At 68.9% G+C, this 17,235-nt stretch carries 16 protein-coding genes; 15 read left to right on the top strand and 1 reads right to left on the bottom strand.

All coding sequences use genetic code 11. The annotated features are described in order from the left end of the window. Positions 1-334 precede the first annotated feature (334 nt). The 6 genes from infC (at position 335) to ACLJOO_RS00130 (ending at position 3,896) form a co-directional block, all read left to right on the top strand. The gene (infC, locus tag ACLJOO_RS00155) at positions 335-1,012 is read left to right on the top strand and encodes a translation initiation factor IF-3 (protein WP_410784681.1); all 678 of its coding nucleotides are present in this window, start codon (positions 335-337) and stop codon (positions 1,010-1,012) included. 83 nt (positions 1,013-1,095) lie between these two features. Continuing rightward, entirely contained in the window at positions 1,096-1,290 is a 195-nt protein-coding gene (gene rpmI, locus ACLJOO_RS00150; protein WP_130383713.1) for a 50S ribosomal protein L35, read from the top strand. 82 nt (positions 1,291-1,372) lie between these two features. Further along, positions 1,373-1,762, top strand: coding sequence for a 50S ribosomal protein L20 (rplT, locus tag ACLJOO_RS00145; RefSeq protein WP_131296281.1), 390 nt, complete (start codon positions 1,373-1,375; stop codon positions 1,760-1,762). Between the two features lie 20 nt (positions 1,763-1,782). Next, positions 1,783-2,586: a TrmH family RNA methyltransferase gene (locus tag ACLJOO_RS00140; protein ID WP_410784680.1), complete on the top strand. Its 804-nt coding sequence runs from the start codon at positions 1,783-1,785 to the stop codon at positions 2,584-2,586. Then, positions 2,583-3,023, top strand: coding sequence for a PHP domain-containing protein (locus ACLJOO_RS00135; RefSeq protein WP_410784679.1), 441 nt, complete (start codon positions 2,583-2,585; stop codon positions 3,021-3,023). The genes ACLJOO_RS00140 and ACLJOO_RS00135 overlap by 4 nt, the downstream gene beginning before the upstream one ends. 165 nt (positions 3,024-3,188) lie before the next feature. Further along, positions 3,189-3,896, top strand: coding sequence for a hypothetical protein (locus ACLJOO_RS00130; RefSeq protein ID WP_410784678.1), 708 nt, complete (start codon positions 3,189-3,191; stop codon positions 3,894-3,896). Positions 3,897-3,944: 48 nt separating this feature from the next. On the opposite strand, the gene ACLJOO_RS00125 is transcribed toward ACLJOO_RS00130, so the two are convergent. Further along, a complete protein-coding gene (locus tag ACLJOO_RS00125; protein WP_410784677.1) occupies positions 3,945-4,649 on the bottom strand; it encodes a TetR/AcrR family transcriptional regulator in 705 nt (234 codons plus the stop codon). Between the two features lie 56 nt (positions 4,650-4,705). Here ACLJOO_RS00125 and ACLJOO_RS00120 point away from each other — a divergent pair, with 56 nt between their 5' ends. From ACLJOO_RS00120 to ACLJOO_RS00080, 9 genes are all read left to right on the top strand, one after another. After that, positions 4,706-6,229, top strand: coding sequence for an MFS transporter (locus ACLJOO_RS00120; protein WP_410784676.1), 1,524 nt, complete (start codon positions 4,706-4,708; stop codon positions 6,227-6,229). A gap of 25 nt (positions 6,230-6,254) precedes the next feature. Further along, complete coding sequence (locus ACLJOO_RS00115) at positions 6,255-7,166, top strand: hypothetical protein (protein ID WP_410784675.1); 912 nt, start codon at positions 6,255-6,257, stop codon at positions 7,164-7,166. Further along, positions 7,159-7,500, top strand: coding sequence for a hypothetical protein (locus tag ACLJOO_RS00110; RefSeq protein ID WP_410784674.1), 342 nt, complete (start codon positions 7,159-7,161; stop codon positions 7,498-7,500). Before ACLJOO_RS00115 ends, ACLJOO_RS00110 begins: the two co-directional genes overlap by 8 nt. A gap of 117 nt (positions 7,501-7,617) precedes the next feature. After that, positions 7,618-8,583 (top strand): hypothetical protein, encoded by a 966-nt coding sequence (locus ACLJOO_RS00105; RefSeq protein WP_410784673.1) that lies wholly within the window; start codon positions 7,618-7,620, stop codon positions 8,581-8,583. A 145-nt stretch (positions 8,584-8,728) separates the two neighbouring features. Further along, complete coding sequence (pheS, locus tag ACLJOO_RS00100) at positions 8,729-9,838, top strand: phenylalanine--tRNA ligase subunit alpha (protein WP_410784672.1); 1,110 nt, start codon at positions 8,729-8,731, stop codon at positions 9,836-9,838. Continuing rightward, positions 9,838-12,411, top strand: coding sequence for a phenylalanine--tRNA ligase subunit beta (locus ACLJOO_RS00095; RefSeq protein WP_410784671.1), 2,574 nt, complete (start codon positions 9,838-9,840; stop codon positions 12,409-12,411). Before pheS ends, ACLJOO_RS00095 begins: the two co-directional genes overlap by 1 nt. Positions 12,412-12,416: 5 nt before the next feature. Beyond that, a complete protein-coding gene (locus tag ACLJOO_RS00090; RefSeq protein ID WP_410784670.1) occupies positions 12,417-13,958 on the top strand; it encodes a gamma-glutamyltransferase in 1,542 nt (513 codons plus the stop codon). Between the two features lie 43 nt (positions 13,959-14,001). Further along, positions 14,002-14,988 (top strand): glycosyltransferase family 2 protein, encoded by a 987-nt coding sequence (locus ACLJOO_RS00085; protein WP_410784669.1) that lies wholly within the window; start codon positions 14,002-14,004, stop codon positions 14,986-14,988. Beyond that, positions 14,985-17,213: a hypothetical protein gene (locus tag ACLJOO_RS00080; RefSeq protein ID WP_410784668.1), complete on the top strand. Its 2,229-nt coding sequence runs from the start codon at positions 14,985-14,987 to the stop codon at positions 17,211-17,213. Before ACLJOO_RS00085 ends, ACLJOO_RS00080 begins: the two co-directional genes overlap by 4 nt. Positions 17,214-17,235 lie beyond the last annotated feature (22 nt).

Here is a 17,235-nt window from a genome sequence, read left to right as displayed (position 1 = left end):
TTGCATGGCGACCGACCCGGTCCATTGGTGACCCCTGAGCGGAATAGTTCAGGACAGTCAGTGGTTCGAGTCTAAGCGGAGGGCCACCTCCCACCCAGTCGATGAACAGTCGGCGGGTCCCGGTCACGCTGAGAGCCACTGGAGGACATCCGGAGGATCACAGCGACAGTACGGCGTACCAGCCGCAAGGTTGGACCGTCGTACATCTGGGAATTGGGCCTTCGTGTGATCGCACGAGGGCCTTCGTGTTTTCCAAGCACATTCACGGGGCCCGCGGCGATCGCGAGGTGGCACCCAGTACGAGTTCAACCCAGGAGGACCCATCACCACTGATTTGCGCGTCAACGAGCGCATCCGCGTTCCCGAGGTGCGGCTGGTCGGACCGAACGGTGAGCAGGTAGGCATCGTTCGGATCGAGGACGCACTTCGGCTGGCCCAGGAAGCCGATCTCGACCTGGTCGAGGTCGCCGCGACCGCCCGGCCTCCGGTCTGCAAGTTGATGGATTTCGGCAAGTACAAGTACGAGACCGCGCAGAAGGCGCGCGAGTCCCGCCGGAACCAGACCAACACCGTCATCAAAGAGATGAAGCTGCGGCCGAAGATCGACCCGCACGACTACGAGACCAAGAAGGGTCACGTGGTGCGGTTCCTGAAGGCTGGGGACAAGGTCAAGATCACCATCATGTTCCGCGGTCGTGAGCAGTCCAGGCCGGAGCTCGGCTTCCGGTTGTTGCAGCGGCTGGCCGAAGACGTCACCGAACTCGGCTTCGTCGAGTCGTCGCCGCGTCAGGACGGCCGGAACATGATCATGGTGCTCGGACCGCACAAGAAGAAGTCCGAAGCGCGCGTGGACGTGGAAGCCGAGAAGGCGCAGCGCAAGGCCGAGCGCGAGGCCGATGAGCAGGCGGAGCGCGCGGAACGCGCCGAGCAGGCCCAGGCCCACGAGGCCGAACGCGCCGCCGGCGTCACCAAGAAGCCGAAGGGTCCGGCCGACAACCTCGACCCGGAGTGACGGAACGCTCCGGCCGCCCGAGGCAGCCGGAGCCCGTCGTACCGACGATCGAGTCAACGAAGAAAATCAGGAGCACAACAGCCATGCCGAAGATGAAGACCCACTCGGGGATGAAGAAGCGCGTCCGGGTCACCGGGTCGGGCAAGATCCGCCGTGAGCAGACCGGTGTCCGCCACCTCGCCGAGGCGAAGTCCTCGAAGCGCAAGCGCCGCCTGTCCGGCACCGTCGAGGTCGCCCCGGCGTACGTCAAGAAGGCCAAGAAGCTTCTCGGCATCTGAGGCCCCCGCCTCGCCCCTCCGAACATCCCCCGCCGCGTGGGCAATCCTGTCTCCGGCGCAGAAATACAAGGAGTAACACCTCATGGCACGCGTGAAGCGGGCAGTCAACGCCCACAAGAAGCGCCGGGTCGTACTCGAGCAGGCCAGCGGTTACCGCGGCCAGCGCTCGCGGCTGTACCGCAAGGCCAAGGAGCAGGTCACCCACTCGCTCGTCTACGCCTACCGTGACCGCAAGGCGCGCAAGGGCGACTTCCGGAAGCTGTGGATCCAGCGCATCAACGCCGCGGTCCGCGCCGAGGACCTGACCTACAACCGCTTCATCCAGGGTCTGCGCCTGGCCGAGGTCGAGGTGGACCGCAAGATCCTCGCCGACCTCGCCGTCAACGACCCGGCCGCGTTCTCCGCGCTCGTGCAGGTGGCCAAGGCCGCCCTGCCGGCGGACGTGAACGCGCCGAAGACCGACGCGGCCTGAGCAACACCCGTAGCTGCGAAGTGGCGAGTCCCGGTCTGCTGACCGCGCAATCCGCGCGGATCAAACAGGCCCGGCGGCTCGCCACTCGTGCGTTCCGGCGCAAGACCGGACGGTTCCTGGTCGAGGGCCCGCAGGCCGTCCGGGAGGCCCTCGAACATCGCGAGCTCGTCATCGAGGTGTACGCCGAACCCGCGCTGGCGAGCCGGCATCGTGACCTCTACGACCTCGCGGTGGCGGCCGGCGTCCCGTGGTTCGAGGTCGACCGTGCCGCTGTCGAGAGCTTGAGCGAGACCGTCACCTCACAGGGGGTCGTCGCGGTCTGCTCGCTGGTGACCGTTCCGCTGCCGGACAGCTCGTTCAAGCTCGTCGCCGCCGGCGTCCAGGTCCGCGACCCCGGCAACGTCGGCACCTTGATCCGTACGGCGGACGCGGCCGGCGCCGATGCCGTCGTACTCACGTCGGAGTCTGTCGACCCGCACAACCCGAAGGCGGTCCGGGCCAGCGTCGGCAGCATCTTCCACGTGCCGATCAGCACGGACGTCGACATCGTCGCGGCGGTGCAGACCTGGCGCGAGCAGGGCCTGCAGGTGCTCGCCGCCGACGGGTACGGCGCGACCGACCTTGACACGTGCATCGACGACGGCACGCTCGCGAAGCCGACCGTGTGGCTGTTCGGCAACGAGGCCCACGGCCTGCCGGACGGCATCAACGCGCTCGTCGACCACTCGGTGAAGGTCCCGATCTACGGCCGCGCCGAGTCCCTCAACCTGGCCACCGCCGCCGCGATCTGCCTGTACGCCTCAGCCCGGGCGCAACGGCGTTGATCTTCGATCTGCCGGGACGGTTCTGGCGCGGCAATCTACACACGCACTCCAACCTGTCCGACGGAGCGTTGTCGCCGGCCGAGACCGCGCAGGTCTATCGGGACGCCGGGTACGACTTCGTGGCGATCACCGATCATTTCCGCGCGGAGCACGGGTTCCCGATGACGGACACGCGGGCCGGCCACTTCTACTCGAGCACCGGGCCTGAGCTGTACGACGTACGCATCGAAGGCGACGAGATCGCCGTCCACTGCTCACCCGCCACCAAGATCCTCCTCACCGGCGGCCACCCCGGCGCCGAAGGAGCCCAAGGCACCGACCTCACCGACTGCACGTTCCCTCTCCACCTGTTCCGCAACACCCACTGCCGAATCACCACCGAAGACGCCACCGGCCACCGCGCCTGGACCAACCCGATCCACCTCGGCCGCAGTTGACGTCGGGCCGGGCGGCATGTCAGCGTTTGCGTAGCGCGCGCCAGGGCGCCTCCTCTCCGCGGCAAGCACCGAGTGCACCTGGAACGGCAAGACCTTCGAAGATGGCCGATGATCCCTTCGGGACGGCCTGGTTCAGCGGAGCGGGTTGTCCTGGAAGGACTGTCGATGTCGACCATGCCGCTGCCCGCGAAGGCGAGCCTCAGTCAGTTGCGCGCCCGGGCGAAGGAGCTCCGTAAGGCGGTCGTCAAAGGGCGGCCGGACGCGATCGAGCGGGCCCGCGCACACCACCCGGCGTACGACGAGGCGGGCTTCACGTTGCGGGATGCGCAGTTGACGATCGCCCGTGAGTACGGGCTGGCCAGTTGGCCGGAGTTGATGGAGAAGGTGGCCACGGAGCTCGTCGAGGGCCGGGAGCTGCACCGTTACTTCGGCGTCGAACTCAACAACGAGACCTGGGATCTGCTCGAGCAGATCGATGAGAGCAGTCCGCTGCTCGACCAGGAGCGGTTGCTGTACGGCGCGTACGCCGCCTGCCTGCACTGGCTCGAAGCCGGGAACGAGGCAAACCACGCGCGGGGTGAGCACCTGATCGCGCGGGTCGCTTTGCGGATCGGCAGGACCGAGATCGGGCTGCAGCACGCCCGCCGCTGTCTCGAACTCGTGCAGGCGTTCCCGGAGCAGATGGCCGACTGGGACGAGCCGTTCGCGCGGGAGGCACTGGCTCGTGCGCTGGCAGCTACCGGGGAGCCGGCCGCGGCACGCGCCGAGCTGGATCGGGCCCGCGAGCTGACCGAGCGTGTCGCCGAGGAAGGCGACCGCAAAGTGCTGGAAGAAGAACTGGCCAAAGGCCCCTGGTTCGGCCTGACCAGCTGAGACTTCGGCACCGGCCGACTTGATCGGGGGCGGGGAGGCCGGGCCGACTTACTCCTTGACGCGGGACTGGAGGCCGTCGAGGAGGGCGTCCAGTCCGAAGACGAAGTTCTCGGTGAGGCCGGAGTCCAGGTCGACCGAGGTGCGGCGGCGGACGGATTTCTGCATCTCCGGGTAGTCGCCGGCGACGGCCTGGGCCTGTTCCAGGATGTCGCTGACCCAGTTCTCCTCCGAGCGGCCGGACTTGCGGACCATCTCGCGGGTGGCGACCTCGGCGCTGACCGTGCCGAGGACGTACGACATCACGCTGCCCATCGCGAGGTCGATCTCGTGCTCGGAGAAGCCGGCGGCCCCGAACAGCACCAAGCCGCGGGAGCCCATCGACATCGCGTTCGGGCCGATGCTCGGGCGGGTGTACATCACCTCGGGCAGCCACGGGTGCCGCAGTACGGCGGACCGCAGGCTGTGCCCGAACAGCAGTGCACCCGCCCGCCACCCGGCCAGCTCCGGCTCGGGTACGTCGATCTCGCCCCAGACCTCGTCGATCAGCAGGTCGATCAGGTCGTCCTTGGTGTCGACGTACCAATAGAGGCTGGTCGCGCCGGCGGCCAGTTTGGTGCCGAGTTTGCGCATGCTCAGGCCGGAGATGCCCTCGGTGTCGAGGATCGTCATCGCCGCGGCCACGATCTGCTCCCGGCTGAGCGTTTCCCGCGCGGGTGCCGCCTTGCGTTCCCGGGTCCAGATCCAGTCCTTCATAAGGTTCATCCTACTCAGGACTCGCACAGCGTTCGAGTTCGTCGTACAGTGTGCGAGTGACTAGTACACCGTTCGAGTCTGAAGCCGCCACCGCCGAGGGGCACCCCCGGCGCTGGTGGATCCTGTTGATCCTGTGTCTGAGCCTGATGGTGCTGGTGGTCGACAACACCGTGCTCAACCTGGCGATCCCGTCGCTGATGCGCGATCTGGGCGCGACTCCCGCAGACATCCAGTGGGTGATCGATGCGTACATCCTGGCGTTCGCGGGCCTGCTGCTGACCGCCGGAAGCCTGTCCGACCGGTTCGGCCGGCGGAAGATGCTGTTGCTCGGGCTGATCGTGTTCGGCTTGGCGTCGATGCTGGCGACCCTGGCCGAGAACCCGTGGCAGCTGATCGCCTGCCGCGGCCTGATGGGCGTCGGCGGTTCGCTGCTGATGCCGAGCACGCTGTCGCTGCTGTTCACGGTGTTCCCGCCGGAGGAGCAGCGCAAGGCGATGGCGGGCTGGTCGATGGTCGCGATGGTGGGCGTGGTGGCCGGCCCGACGGTCGGCGGCGTACTGCTGAACCACTTCTGGTGGGGCTCGATCTTCCTGCTGAACGTGCCGATCGCGGTCCTGGCGATCATCGGCACGCTGGCGCTGATCCCGGAGTCGAAGGGCCCGGCGCGTGACGTCGACCCGGCGGGCGCTGTCCTGACGATCGTCGGCATGGCGTCGATCGTCTGGGCGATCGTGTCGATCCCGCTGCACGGCTGGGGTTCCGGCCGGGTGATCGGCGCGCTCGTGGTCGGTGTGGTCGCGTTGACCGCGTTCGCGCTGTGGGAGAAGCGGAGTGCGCATCCGATGGTGCCGCTGGCGCTGTTCAAGGACCGGCGGTTCAGCGGTACGAGTTTCTCGATCGTGCTGCTGTCGTTCACCGCGGGTGGATTGCTGCTGGCGTTGACGCAGTACCTGCAGTTCGCGCTCGGGTACACGCCGCTGAAGGCCGGGCTGGCGTTGATCCCGTATGCCCTGTCCGCGGCGCTGTTCAACGGTCTCGGCGCGACGCTCGGGAAGAAGGTCGCGGACCGGACGCTGATCTCGATCGGTCTGCTGATCATCGCGGGCAGCTTCGCCATCCTGACCCAGGTGTCCGACACGAGCGGGTACGGGCTGTTGATCATCGGCCTGCTGGTGATGGGGATCGGCGGTGGCCTGGCCGGTCCGGCGGCGTACACGCTCTTGATGCAGGCCGTTCCGCCGGAGCACCGCGGTGTCGGCTCGGCGATGAACGACACCGTGCAGCAGACGGGTGCCGCGCTGTCGGTCGCCGTACTGGGCAGTGTGCTCGCTGCGGCGTACTCGTCGGCCCTGCCGGACTCTGTCCCGGAAGCGGCGCGGAAGTCGATCGCCGACACCCTCGCGCTCGGTCCGGACTTCCTCGGCGCGGCCAAGCACGCCTTCGTCGACGCCATGGGGATCGCGATGACGGTCGGCGCGATCGGTGCGGTCGCCGGGGCAGTGGTGGCGCTGGCGGTCCTCCCGAAGGGCGAGAAGAAGGTGCAGGACGCCGCTCCGGTGGTTGATGACGCACTGCGCTGACACTGTGCGCTGACAGCATTCAGGTATGACGAGACGGTGGCTGATCGACCTCCCGACCCGGATCCATCTCTGGTCGGCGGAGTTCCAGATCCGCCACCGTTCGTCTGCCGATCCCGAGCGGCTGCGGAATCTCGACGTACTGCGGGCCTACCGCAAGAGTCGTGCCTTCCCGCGCAACGACACCGGCCTGCGCAGTACGCCGTACTTCGTCGACGCGGACGGCCGGCACTGCGCGGTCGGGCACCTGATGCGGGAGTCCGGCGAGCACGACGCCGTACGCCGGATCGCGGCGACCGCCAACCTGGCCCGCATCGACGAGATGGACCCGGCTGATCTTGCCTGGGCCGGCCGATCCGGTCTGAGTCAGCGGGAGCTCGCGCGCATCCAGCCGCAGTACGCGAGCACGGAGCAATCGGCCTTCAACCTGCTGCTCTGGACCGCGCTGGTTCTGGTCCCGTTCGCCGTACTCGCCGTCCTGCTCGGACGGATCCGGCTGGAGCGCGTTGCGCTGCGGGCGGGCCTGGCTATCGCGACCGCGGCGGTGTGCACAGTTCTGTCGTACCTGGCGTACATGGTGCTCATGGCGAGCGGGATCCACAGAGACGACAACATCCTGCTCGTCTGGCTGGCGTGGATCGCGGTGGTCGCCGGCCCGGCCGTGGCCACCGTGGTGATGGTGGTGCTGGTCCGGCGCGAGAGGGTCCGCGCGGAAGTGGTCGCACCGGTCACCGGAGTCGCGGCCGGCGGGCTGATGACGCTCCTGATGGTGGTCTACCTGCTGGCCGGAGCCGTCGACCTGTTCACCTACGAGGCGCCGGCCGATGTCTGGGACGACGGACCGAGGTTCTTCTTCCCGATCGGCTTCGGCGCCTTGCTGATCGGCCTGCTCACCCTGACCTGGGCGGTGCGTGCGCTCCGCTGGAGGACCCGTGTCTGATCAGGAGATCGCGAACCTGGTCCTGATGTCGCTGTTCATCCTGCTCCCGCTCGCACTAGGCACGATGCTGTTCGGCCGGTCCCGCGGGAACCGCTTCGTCCTGAAGTGGGCGCGCGGCCTAGCGATCCTCACGATCGTCCTGGCGACCGCATACGACGTGGCCGGCGCGGTCTACCTGATCCTCGCCGAACCCGAACCGGGCCACGAGCCCTGGAACGACCCAGCCGCAGTCGTCGACTACCCCACCTTCTTCCTCCCCATCGGCATAGCCGCCCTCCTCGCCGCCACCGGAGTCCTCATCGGCGTAACCCGCGCCCGCCATCGCCTCGGCTAACCCCGACTTGGGGAGGATTCCCGTCCCGAATTGGGAAGGAACCCTCCCCAGGTCGCCTGTCCACAGGGGAGGAACAGGCCGGTCGGAGGGTGGTGGGACGAGTGCATGTTCTTGGAGGTGGAGGAGAGAAACGAAGAGCGAGGTTCGTTCGCGGAGTTGCGCGGGCGGCAGGCGGGTGCATTCACTCGGGCCCAGGCGCGGGCACACGGAATCACCGACAAGGTGTTGCTCGGGCGGCGCCGGGCCCGGCAACTGCAGCGAGTCCATCGAGGTGTGTACGTCGATTTCACCGGGCCGCTGCCGTGGGAGACGAGAATGTGGGCGGCGTGGCTGTCGTGTGGTCCGGAGGCGGCGTTGACGGGACCGACCGCGCTCCGCAGGTACGGCGTTGCCGGGATCTGGCGGGACGAGATGATCCATCTCGCCGTACCGCATTCGCGGCGCCTCGAGCCGAAGTCCGGGATCGTCGTCACCCGCCATCGCCACCTGTCCTCGCTCGTGCAGGCGTCTCGCGAACCGCCGACGGTGCGATTGGAGGTCGCGCTACTGGTCACCGCCGCCGCGGACGAGGACGTTTCGCGGCGGGCCGCAGTACTGTTCGATGCGTGCCGGCAGCGCCGGACGACGCCGGCCCGGTTGCTGGCGGAGCTGGACTCGCTCCCCGAGCTGCCGGGCCGCAGGATCCTCCAGCGGATCTTGGCTGAGGCGGCCGAAGGCGTTCAGTCGTTTCTCGAGCAGGCGTACCTCCGACGCGTCGAGCGCGCACATGGGTTGCCGCGCGCGCGGCGTCAGGTTCGCGCCGTCGATGCGGGTGCCGTCGTCTACCGAGACTCCGAGTATTCGCCGTACGACGTGATCGTCGAACTGGACGGCCAGGCGGGACATCTGGACTCGGCCAGTCGCTGGCGTGACATGACCCGGGACAACGCCGCCGCCACGAGCGGCAATCTGACGCTGCGTTTCGGCTACCAACTCGTCAGCGAACCATGCGCTGCGGCGGCGCAGGTGGTGGCTGCCCTGCGGTTCCGCGGCTGGACCGGCTCCCCGCGCCCCTGCTCACCCACCTGCCCCCTGACCAGCTAGCGGGGTTGGGGAGGATTTCGTGCCGATCCGGGTGCACAACCCTCCCCAACCTCTCGGAGCGGGCGGTTGTGGACGGCCGATTCACGGTCTGGGGCCTGGGGTTTCTAGACTGCAATCCGCAGACGTACCAACCCGAGAGCGAGCCATGTCCGGTCCCAACACTGATTACGACCCGGTCGAAGTGACGCCGTTGCATGCTGAAGAGATGGAGCGGACCCGCGACGAGGCGCTGGCGGCGTTCGGCGGGGCGGCTGATCTGGCTGCCTTGCAGGAGGCCAAGACCGTGCACCTCGGCGACAAATCGCCGATCGTGCTCGCCAATCGGGAGATCGGCGCGTTGCCGCCGCAGGCCCGGAAAGAGGCCGGGCAGCGGATCGGCGCGGCCCGGAAGGCGATCAACGAGGGGTTCGCGTCCCGGCTCGCGGTGCTCGAGGCCGAGCACGAGGAGCGGATGCTGGACACCGAGCGTGTCGACGTGACGCTGCCGTGGCACACCCCGCAGCTCGGCGCGCGGCACCCGTTGTCGCTGATCTCCGAGCAGGTCGCGGACGTGTTCACCGCGCTCGGCTGGGATGTCGCGGAAGGCCCCGAGGTCGAGGCCGAGTGGCTGAACTTCGACGCCCTGAACTTCCAGCCCGACCACCCGGCGCGGCAGATGCAGGACACCTTCTTCGTCGAGCCGGCCGGCTCCGGCAAGGTCCTGAGGACGCACACGTCGCCGGTGCAGGCGCGGTCGATGCTGACTCGGAAGCCGCCGATCTACGTGATCTGCCCGGGCCGGGTGTTCCGCACCGACGAGCTGGACGCGACGCACACGCCCGTCTTCTACCAGGTCGAGGGCCTGGTCGTGGACGAGGGCATCACGCTCGCGCACCTGAAGGGCACGCTCGACCACTTCGTCGTGTCGATGTTCGGTGAGGGCCTGGAGGCGCGGCTGCGGCCGAACTTCTTCCCGTTCACCGAGCCGTCGGCCGAGGTGGACCTGAAGTGTTTCGTCTGCCGCGGCGCGTCCGTCGGCAACCCGGACCGGCCGTGCCGGACCTGCGGCAGCGAGGGCTGGATCGAGTGGGGCGGCTGCGGCGTCGTGAACCCGCGGGTCCTGCGGGCCAACGGCATCGACACCGACCGGTACTCCGGTTTCGCCTTCGGCATGGGTCTGGAGCGGACGCTGATGTTCCGCAACGGCGTCGAGGACATGCGGGACATGGTCGAGGGTGACGTGCGGTTCAGCCGCCAGTTCGGGATGGAGATCTGATGCGGGTCCCACTGTCATGGCTTCGTGAGTACGTCGACCTCCCGGCCGACGTCACCGGCCGCCAGGTCGCGGAGCAGCTGATCCGGGCCGGCCTCGAGGTGGAGACCGTCGAGGAGTCCGACCTGACCGGCCCACTCGTGGTCGGCAAGGTGCTCACGTACGAGAACGAGCCGCAGAAGAACGGCAAGACGATCCGCTGGTGCTCGCTGGACATCGGCAAGGACGATCCGCAGTGGGTCGTCTGCGGTGCGCACAACTTCGAGGTCGGCGATCTCGTCGTGGTCGTGCTGCCGGGCGCGGTGCTGCCGGGCGGGTTCGCGATCTCGGCGCGGAAGACCTACGGGCACGTGTCGAACGGCATGATCTGCTCGAGCGCCGAGCTCGGTCTCGGCGACGACGGCATGCACGGCATCGTCGTACTCGAGCCGGGTGAGGGTACGCCGGGCGACGACGCGATCGAGTTGCTGGCGCTGCGAGACGATGTACTCGATATCGCGGTGACGCCGGATCGTGGGTACTGCCTGTCGATCCGGGGCGTCGCGCGCGAGGCGGCGACGGCGTACGGCGTACCGCTGAAAGACCCGGCGGCGCTGCCGCTCAACGGGTCTGGATCGGGCGGTTACCCTGTGCGCGTTGACGACGCCGAGGCGTGCAGTGTGTTCGTCACGCGGACCGTGACTGGGATCGACGCGAAGGCGTTGTCGCCGCGGTGGATGCAGAAGCGGCTGCTCGCGAGTGGGATGCGGCCGATCTCGATCGGGGTCGACGTCACGAACTACGTGATGCTCGAGCTGGGGCAGCCGATCCACGGGTACGACCAGGCGCGGCTGTCCGGGGACATCGTCGTACGGCGGGCGAACGCCGGCGAGAAGCTGATGACGCTGGACGACCAGACGCGTGAGCTGGACGCCGAGGACCTGCTGATCACCGACGACTCCGGGCCGATCGGTGTCGCGGGTGTGATGGGCGGTGCGTCGACGGAGATCTCGGACGCCACCACGGACGTGGTGATCGAGGCCGCGCACTTCGACCCGATCGTGATCGCGCGGGCGTCGCGCCGGCACAAGCTGTCGTCGGAGGCGTCGCGACGGTTCGAGCGCGAGGTCGACCCGAACCTGCCGCGGTACGCCGCCCAGCGCGTCGCGGACCTGCTGGCCGAGTACGCGGGCGGCACGATCCTCCCCGACGAAACCGTCGTCGACACCCACCCGAAGCCGTCCCCGGTCACGATCCGCGCCGACCACGCCGCCCGAGTCGCGGGTGCGGTGATCACGCTCGACGAGACGGTTCGGCACCTGATTTCGGTGGGTTGCTCGGTTGAAGCTGCTGCGGCGGATGCGGTCGCGGCTCCGTTGGCTGCGGGTGCGCATGCTCCTGCGTTGGCTGAGGTGGGTGCCACCACCGTCGGGTCCACCCACGTCGAGGGTGCTGATCTCCTGACCGTGACACCGCCGTCGTGGCGGCCGGATTTGCGGGATCCTAATGACTTTGCCGAAGAGGCGATCCGGTTGTTCGGGTTCGACAATGTGCCGTCGATCCTGCCGGCCGCGCCAGGTGGGCAGGGGCTGACGGTTTCGCAGCGCCGACGGCGGCGGGTGGCGACTGCGCTCGTCGGTGCGGGGCTGACCGAGGTCGTCTCGTACCCGTTCACCGGAGGCGCCGACTTCGACGCGATGGGCCTCCCGGCCGACGACTCCCGCCGTACGACGGTCAAGCTCGTCAACCCGATCTCCGACGAAGAGCCGTCGATGCAGACCACTCTGCTCGCGACCCTGCTCCGGACCGCCGAGCGCAACGTCGGCCGGGGCGCGAACGACCTGGCGATCTTCCAGACCGGCCTGGTGTTCCTGCCGAAAGCGGAGACGAAGCCCGCACCGCTCCCGTCGGTCGCGCACCGGCCGAGCGACGCCGAGGTCCAGTCGCTCTACGACGCACTTCCGGACCAGCCGCTGCACGTCGGCGTGGTGCTGACCGGTGCGCTGGCGCCGACCGGCTGGTGGGGCAAGGGCCGCCCGGCCGGATGGGCCGACGCGGTGCAGATCGCGCGGCTGATCGCGTCGGTGGTCGGTGTCGAGCCGGTCGTGAAGAACGTGGAGCTCGCGCCGTGGCATCCGGGCCGGTGCGCGGAGTTCTCGGTTGACGGCACCGTGATCGGTCATGCGGGTGAGCTGCACCCGAAGGTCTGCCAGGCGTTCGGCCTGCCGGCTCGGTCGAGTGCGGTCGAGTTGGATCTCGACGCGCTGATCGCGGCGGGTCCGGAGTCGATTTCGGCACACCCGTTCTCGTCGTACCCGGTGGCCAAGGAGGACGTCGCCTTGATCGTCCCGGCCGAGGTCGCGGCGGCCGACGTGCAGGCGGCGCTGGCCGAGGGCGCGGGTGAGCTGCTGGAGTCGGTCCGGCTGTTCGACGTGTACACCGGTGAGCAGATCGGCGAGGGCAAGAAGTCGCTCGCGTTCGCGCTGCGGTTCCGGGCGCCGGACCGGACGCTGAAGGAGAACGAGGTCGCCGACGCCCGCCAGGCCGCGGTCCAGGTCACCGTCGACCGCTTCGGCGCAGTCCAACGGGTCGGCTGAAAACCATGAGCGGCGGTCACCCCAGGGTGGCGGTGTCGGCGCCGAATGCGGCAGCCGCAGAGGCCGGTGTGCGGGTGGCCGCCGACGGTGGGAACGCGGTCGATGCCGCGATCGCAGCCACGCTCGTCACGATGGTGAACGAGGTCGGCATCGTGTCGCCGGCGTCGGGCGGCTTCGTGACCCTGCAGGTCGCGGGTGGGGACGCAGTCACGATCGACGGGTGGGTGGAGATGCCCGGCCGTGGCCTGCCGACGGACCGGTTCGGGCGCAGCGTCTGGGACATCACTACCGATTACGGCGGCGGTACGACGACCACCGTCGGCCACGGCTCCGTCGCCACCCCCGGCGGGATGAAGGCCCTCGACCTCGCCCACCGCCGCTCCGGCAAGGCACCGTGGCGCGAGGTCGTGCAGCCCGCGATCGACGTCGCCCGCAACGGCTTCCCGCTGAGCCGGACCTCGGGCTACTACCTCGGCTACACCCACGAGATCGTCTTCGGCTGGCACCAGCCGAGCCACGCCGTTGTGCACGACGAGGACGGCGTGGTGATCAAGGCCGGCAGTACGGTCGTGATCCCCGAGCTGGCCGAAGCGCTCGAACTCATCGCCCGCGACGGTGCCGAGACCATGTACACGGGCCAGCTCGCCGAGCTCCTCATCCACGACATGGCCGCGAACGAAGGCATCCTCACCGCCGCGGACCTGGCCGCATACGAGGCTGTCGTACGCCCGGCGCTCATCGTCAACCAGAACGGCTGGCGCCTCGCCACCAACCCGCCGCCCGCGGTCGGGGGAGTAGCCGTCGCCGCGATGCTCGCGCTGCTCGACGGCGTACCGTCGGACGGCAGCTGGCGGCAGTCCGAGCTGGAGCGGCTGATCGACGTCCAGTACGCCGTACTCGGGCAGCGGCTCGCCGAGCTCGATCAGGAGGACGTGCGCAAGCTGGAAGGCCAGAAGCTGCTCGACCTGGCCGCGGCCGGCGACCTCCGCGCGTTGACCTCTCCGAGTACGGCGACCGTCTCGGTCGTCGACGACGAGGGCGACGCGTGCGCGATCACGGTCTCGTCCGGCTACGGATCCGGCGTGCTCACGCCGGGCACCGGGATCTGGCTGAACAATGCGCTCGGCGAGCAGGAGCTCCTGCACGGCGGCCCGCACAGCCTCGCGCCAGGTACTCGTCTCACCTCGAACATGGCCCCGAGCGTCGCCCGCCGCGACAGCGACGGCGCTGTACTCGCGATCAGTTCACCCGGATCCGACCGCATCCCGACCGCGCTCGCCCAGGTGTACGCGCTCTACACCCACGGCGGGCTGCGGCTCCGCGAGGCCGTCGAGCATCCGCGGCTGCACGTCCGCGTCCGCGAGGACGTGGTCGTCGACTACGAGGACGACCTGCCGGTTTCCGGCTCGACCGCGCTGCCGACCCGCTCGATGCCGCCGCACTCGATGTACTTCGGCGGCGTCGCGGCTGCGCTCTGGGACCCGGCCGACGGCCTGCTCGCGGTCGGCGACCCGCGTCGCACCGGTGCGGTGGCGATCTCTCCCTGACCCCGCTAGTAAGGTCAGGCCACCAGGATCCGAAAGGCAGCTAATGCGGGACACCCACCCCGAGCTCTCCGTCGTCGTACCGATGTACGACGAGGAGGAGGTGCTGCCGATGTTCTTCGAGCGGATGCACCCGCTGCTCGACGGCCTGGGGATCAGCTACGAACTGCTGGTCGTCGACGACGGCAGCCGGGACCGGACCGCGGCGCTGCTCCTCGACGCCGCCAAGGACTGGCCGCAGCTCCGGGTCGTCCGCCTGCTCCGCAACAGCGGTCATCAGGCCGCGCAGTCGGCCGGCTTCCGCCGCGCCCGCGGCCAGTACGTCGTCACGATCGACGCCGACCTGCAGGATCCGCCGGAGGTCATCGCCGAGTTCCTGCAGGCCGTCCGCGAGCAAGACGTCGACGTTGTGTACGGCGTACGCTCCGACCGCTCGAGCGATTCCTGGGCGAAACGTACGTCGGCTCGGCTGTACTACCGCTTGATGTGCCGCCTGGTCGGCAAGAACATCCCGTTCGACGCGGCCGACTTCCGGCTGGTGACCCGCCGGGTGGTGGACGCGGTGAACGCGCTCCCCGACGACGGCCGGGTTTTCCGCCTGGTGATCCCGTGGCTCGGCTTCCCGAGCGCCGAGGTCAAGTACGTCCGGGCGGAGCGGGCCGCCGGTACGACGAAGTACAGCGTCTCCAAGATGGTCCGGCTCGCGTTCGACAGCGTGACCGCGTTCTCGGCCGCCCCGCTGCGGCTGGCGACCTGGCTCGGCCTGCTCGGCGGCGGGATGTCCGGGCTGTTCGTGGTCGGTGCGCTCGTGATCAAGCTGACCGGCCGGAGCATCCCCGGCTGGACGTCGACGGTCCTCGCGGTCAGCGTGATCGGCGCGATCCAGTTGTTGTGCCTGGGCCTGCTGGGTGAGTACGTCGCCCGCTTGTTCCAGTCGAGCCAGCGCAGACCGCAGTTCCTCGTCGGCTACGACAGCCTCACGGACCACGGGCACCAGGAGCCCATTCACGAGAGCACTCAGTCCAAGAGATGAAGCGGGCTGCCCCGTGGCTGCTGCCGATTCTGGTGGCGGTCGGTGGGTTCATAGCGCTCGGCGACGTCGGAGTCGGTCCCCTCGTCAAGTACGCCGTCTATTTCGCCGGAGCGATCGCGCTGCCCGGTACGTTGCTGCTGCGGGCCGTGTGGCGCAGTACCGGCAACTGGGCTGAGGATCTCGGACTCGGGTCGGTCGTCGGTGCGACCTGGCAGTTGATCGGCTGGGCGATCTTCACCGCACTCGGCTGGCAGCGCTGGTTGATCGTGTGGCCGGCGCTCGTCCTGATCGGCTTCGCTCTGATCGGTCGGCAGTACTTCCGGATCGCTGAGCCCAGACCGCTGCCGGTCGCATGGACGGTCGGGTTGGCGGTGTCCGCGGCGGTCATGGTCGGGGCAGCCACCTTCGGCGTGATGGCGTACCACCCGATGCCGCCGTACGGCGAGGCCTACTACCCCGACCTCCTGTACCACCTGTCGATGGTGCAGGAGTTGACCCGCACGGTGCCGCCCGAGATTCCGCAGGTCGTCAACGAGCGGCTCGAGTACCACTGGTTCGCGAACGCCGACATGGCCGCGGCCGTCGACGTCACGCGGCTCACTCCGATGGTCGTACTGTTCCGCCTCTGGGTCCTGCCGTGGCTGGTCGTTTCGCTGCTCGTCTGCGCAACACTCGCCCGCGTCGTCAGCCGCACCTGGTGGACCGGCGTACTCGCCGCACTCGCGCTGGCTGCGCCGCAGCTGTTCCTACTGGTCGACACGAGTGTGAACCTGGCACCTCCGGTCAGCCTCCTAAGTCCGTCGCAGACGTTCGGCCTGGTCGCCGCCGTCACAGCCGCCACCCTCCTCATCGACCTCCTCTTCCGAAGGACTGCCCTCTTCGGACGTAAGGAGTTGTGGGGCTGGGTTGTGGCGGTGGCCGTGGCTGGTGTGGGCGGTGGGGCGAAGCCGACGGTGCTGCCTTTGCTGGTGGGTGGGGTGGGGCTTGCCGCGCTCTACCTCCTCGTGACGACGCGTCGGGTGCCGTGGCGTTTGATCGGTGCGACGGCCGTCCTGCTCGTCGTCGGGGCGATCACTTTTCTGACGGTGGCTGGCAGCACCAGTGGGTCGCGGCTGCAGTTCCTCGCCGTACTGAAGTCGCTGCCCGTGTACACCGCGGCCACTGGCGACAAGACGCAGCCGGGCGACGGCGGACTGATCCTGCCGGCGCTGGCGCACGGCGAAGTGATCGGAACGCTCAGTCTGCTGCTCGGGCTGCTGCTGACGCTGCAGGCGATGTCCTGGGCCGGATTCGGCGTCGTGGGCCGGAAAGACCCGGTCGCGTGGTTCCTGCTCGGCGCGATGATCGCGGGCTGGGCCGGCTACCTGCTGGTCGACCACCCGTCGGTGAGCGAGTCGTACTTCGTCTACACCGCGGCACCGTTCAGCCTGGCCGGAGCCGGCTGGTTCGCAGCAACCAGTGCGCGCGCCTCTGGTCGCCCGGTCCCCATCGCAATCGCTGCCTTCGTCCTGTCGATCGGGTACGCCGGTCTGATCGTCTGGGCTCGTGGTGTGCCGGCGGCCTCGACCGGACGCCAGCTGTGGTTGAGCACCCGGATGTTGCTCGTCGTCCTCGGGATCACGCTCTTCCTCCTGCTCGTATGGCGCCTCACGTTGCGACAAGCCGGCGGCGGCATGTTCGTCGTACTGGTGCTGCTCTCGACCGCGCCGATCAGCTCCTTCCTACAGAGCGCCATACGGGGTGACACCGAGAAAGCGCCGACGTACCGGGCCGCGCGTTGGTGGGTGTACCCGGACGAGGCCGAGGCTGCGCTCTGGCTCGGGCAGAACTCCGCACCGACCGATGTGGTGGCGACAAACACCTGGTGCCGTCCGGCGGGCCCGCCCGCGCCAGGATGCGACGCCCGCGGGTACCTGGTCAGTGGGATCGCCGGCCGCCGCACACTGCTCGAGGGCTGGGCGTACACGAACCAGGCGATGGCCAAGCAAGGCGACGGCGGCCGCCGCTACACCGAGCAGCCGTCGCCGTGGCCGGACCGCGTCGCCCTCGCCGATCAGGCCCTCACCGCACCGACCCCCGAGGTGCTGCGGAGGCTGCGCGACGAGTACGGCGTTCGCTGGCTGTACGCCGACACCCGCAACGGACCCGTGTCACCGGCGCTCGACCAATTCGCCGTACGACGACACAGCGTCGGCAAGGTCCTGATCTACGACCTCGGAGAGTGATTGTCCCGTAACATTGGGTCTG

This window comes from Kribbella sp. C-35 (genome assembly GCF_046549195.1).
GTDB lineage: Bacteria > Actinomycetota > Actinomycetes > Propionibacteriales > Kribbellaceae > Kribbella.
This window is presented reverse-complemented; position numbering and strand designations above follow the sequence as displayed.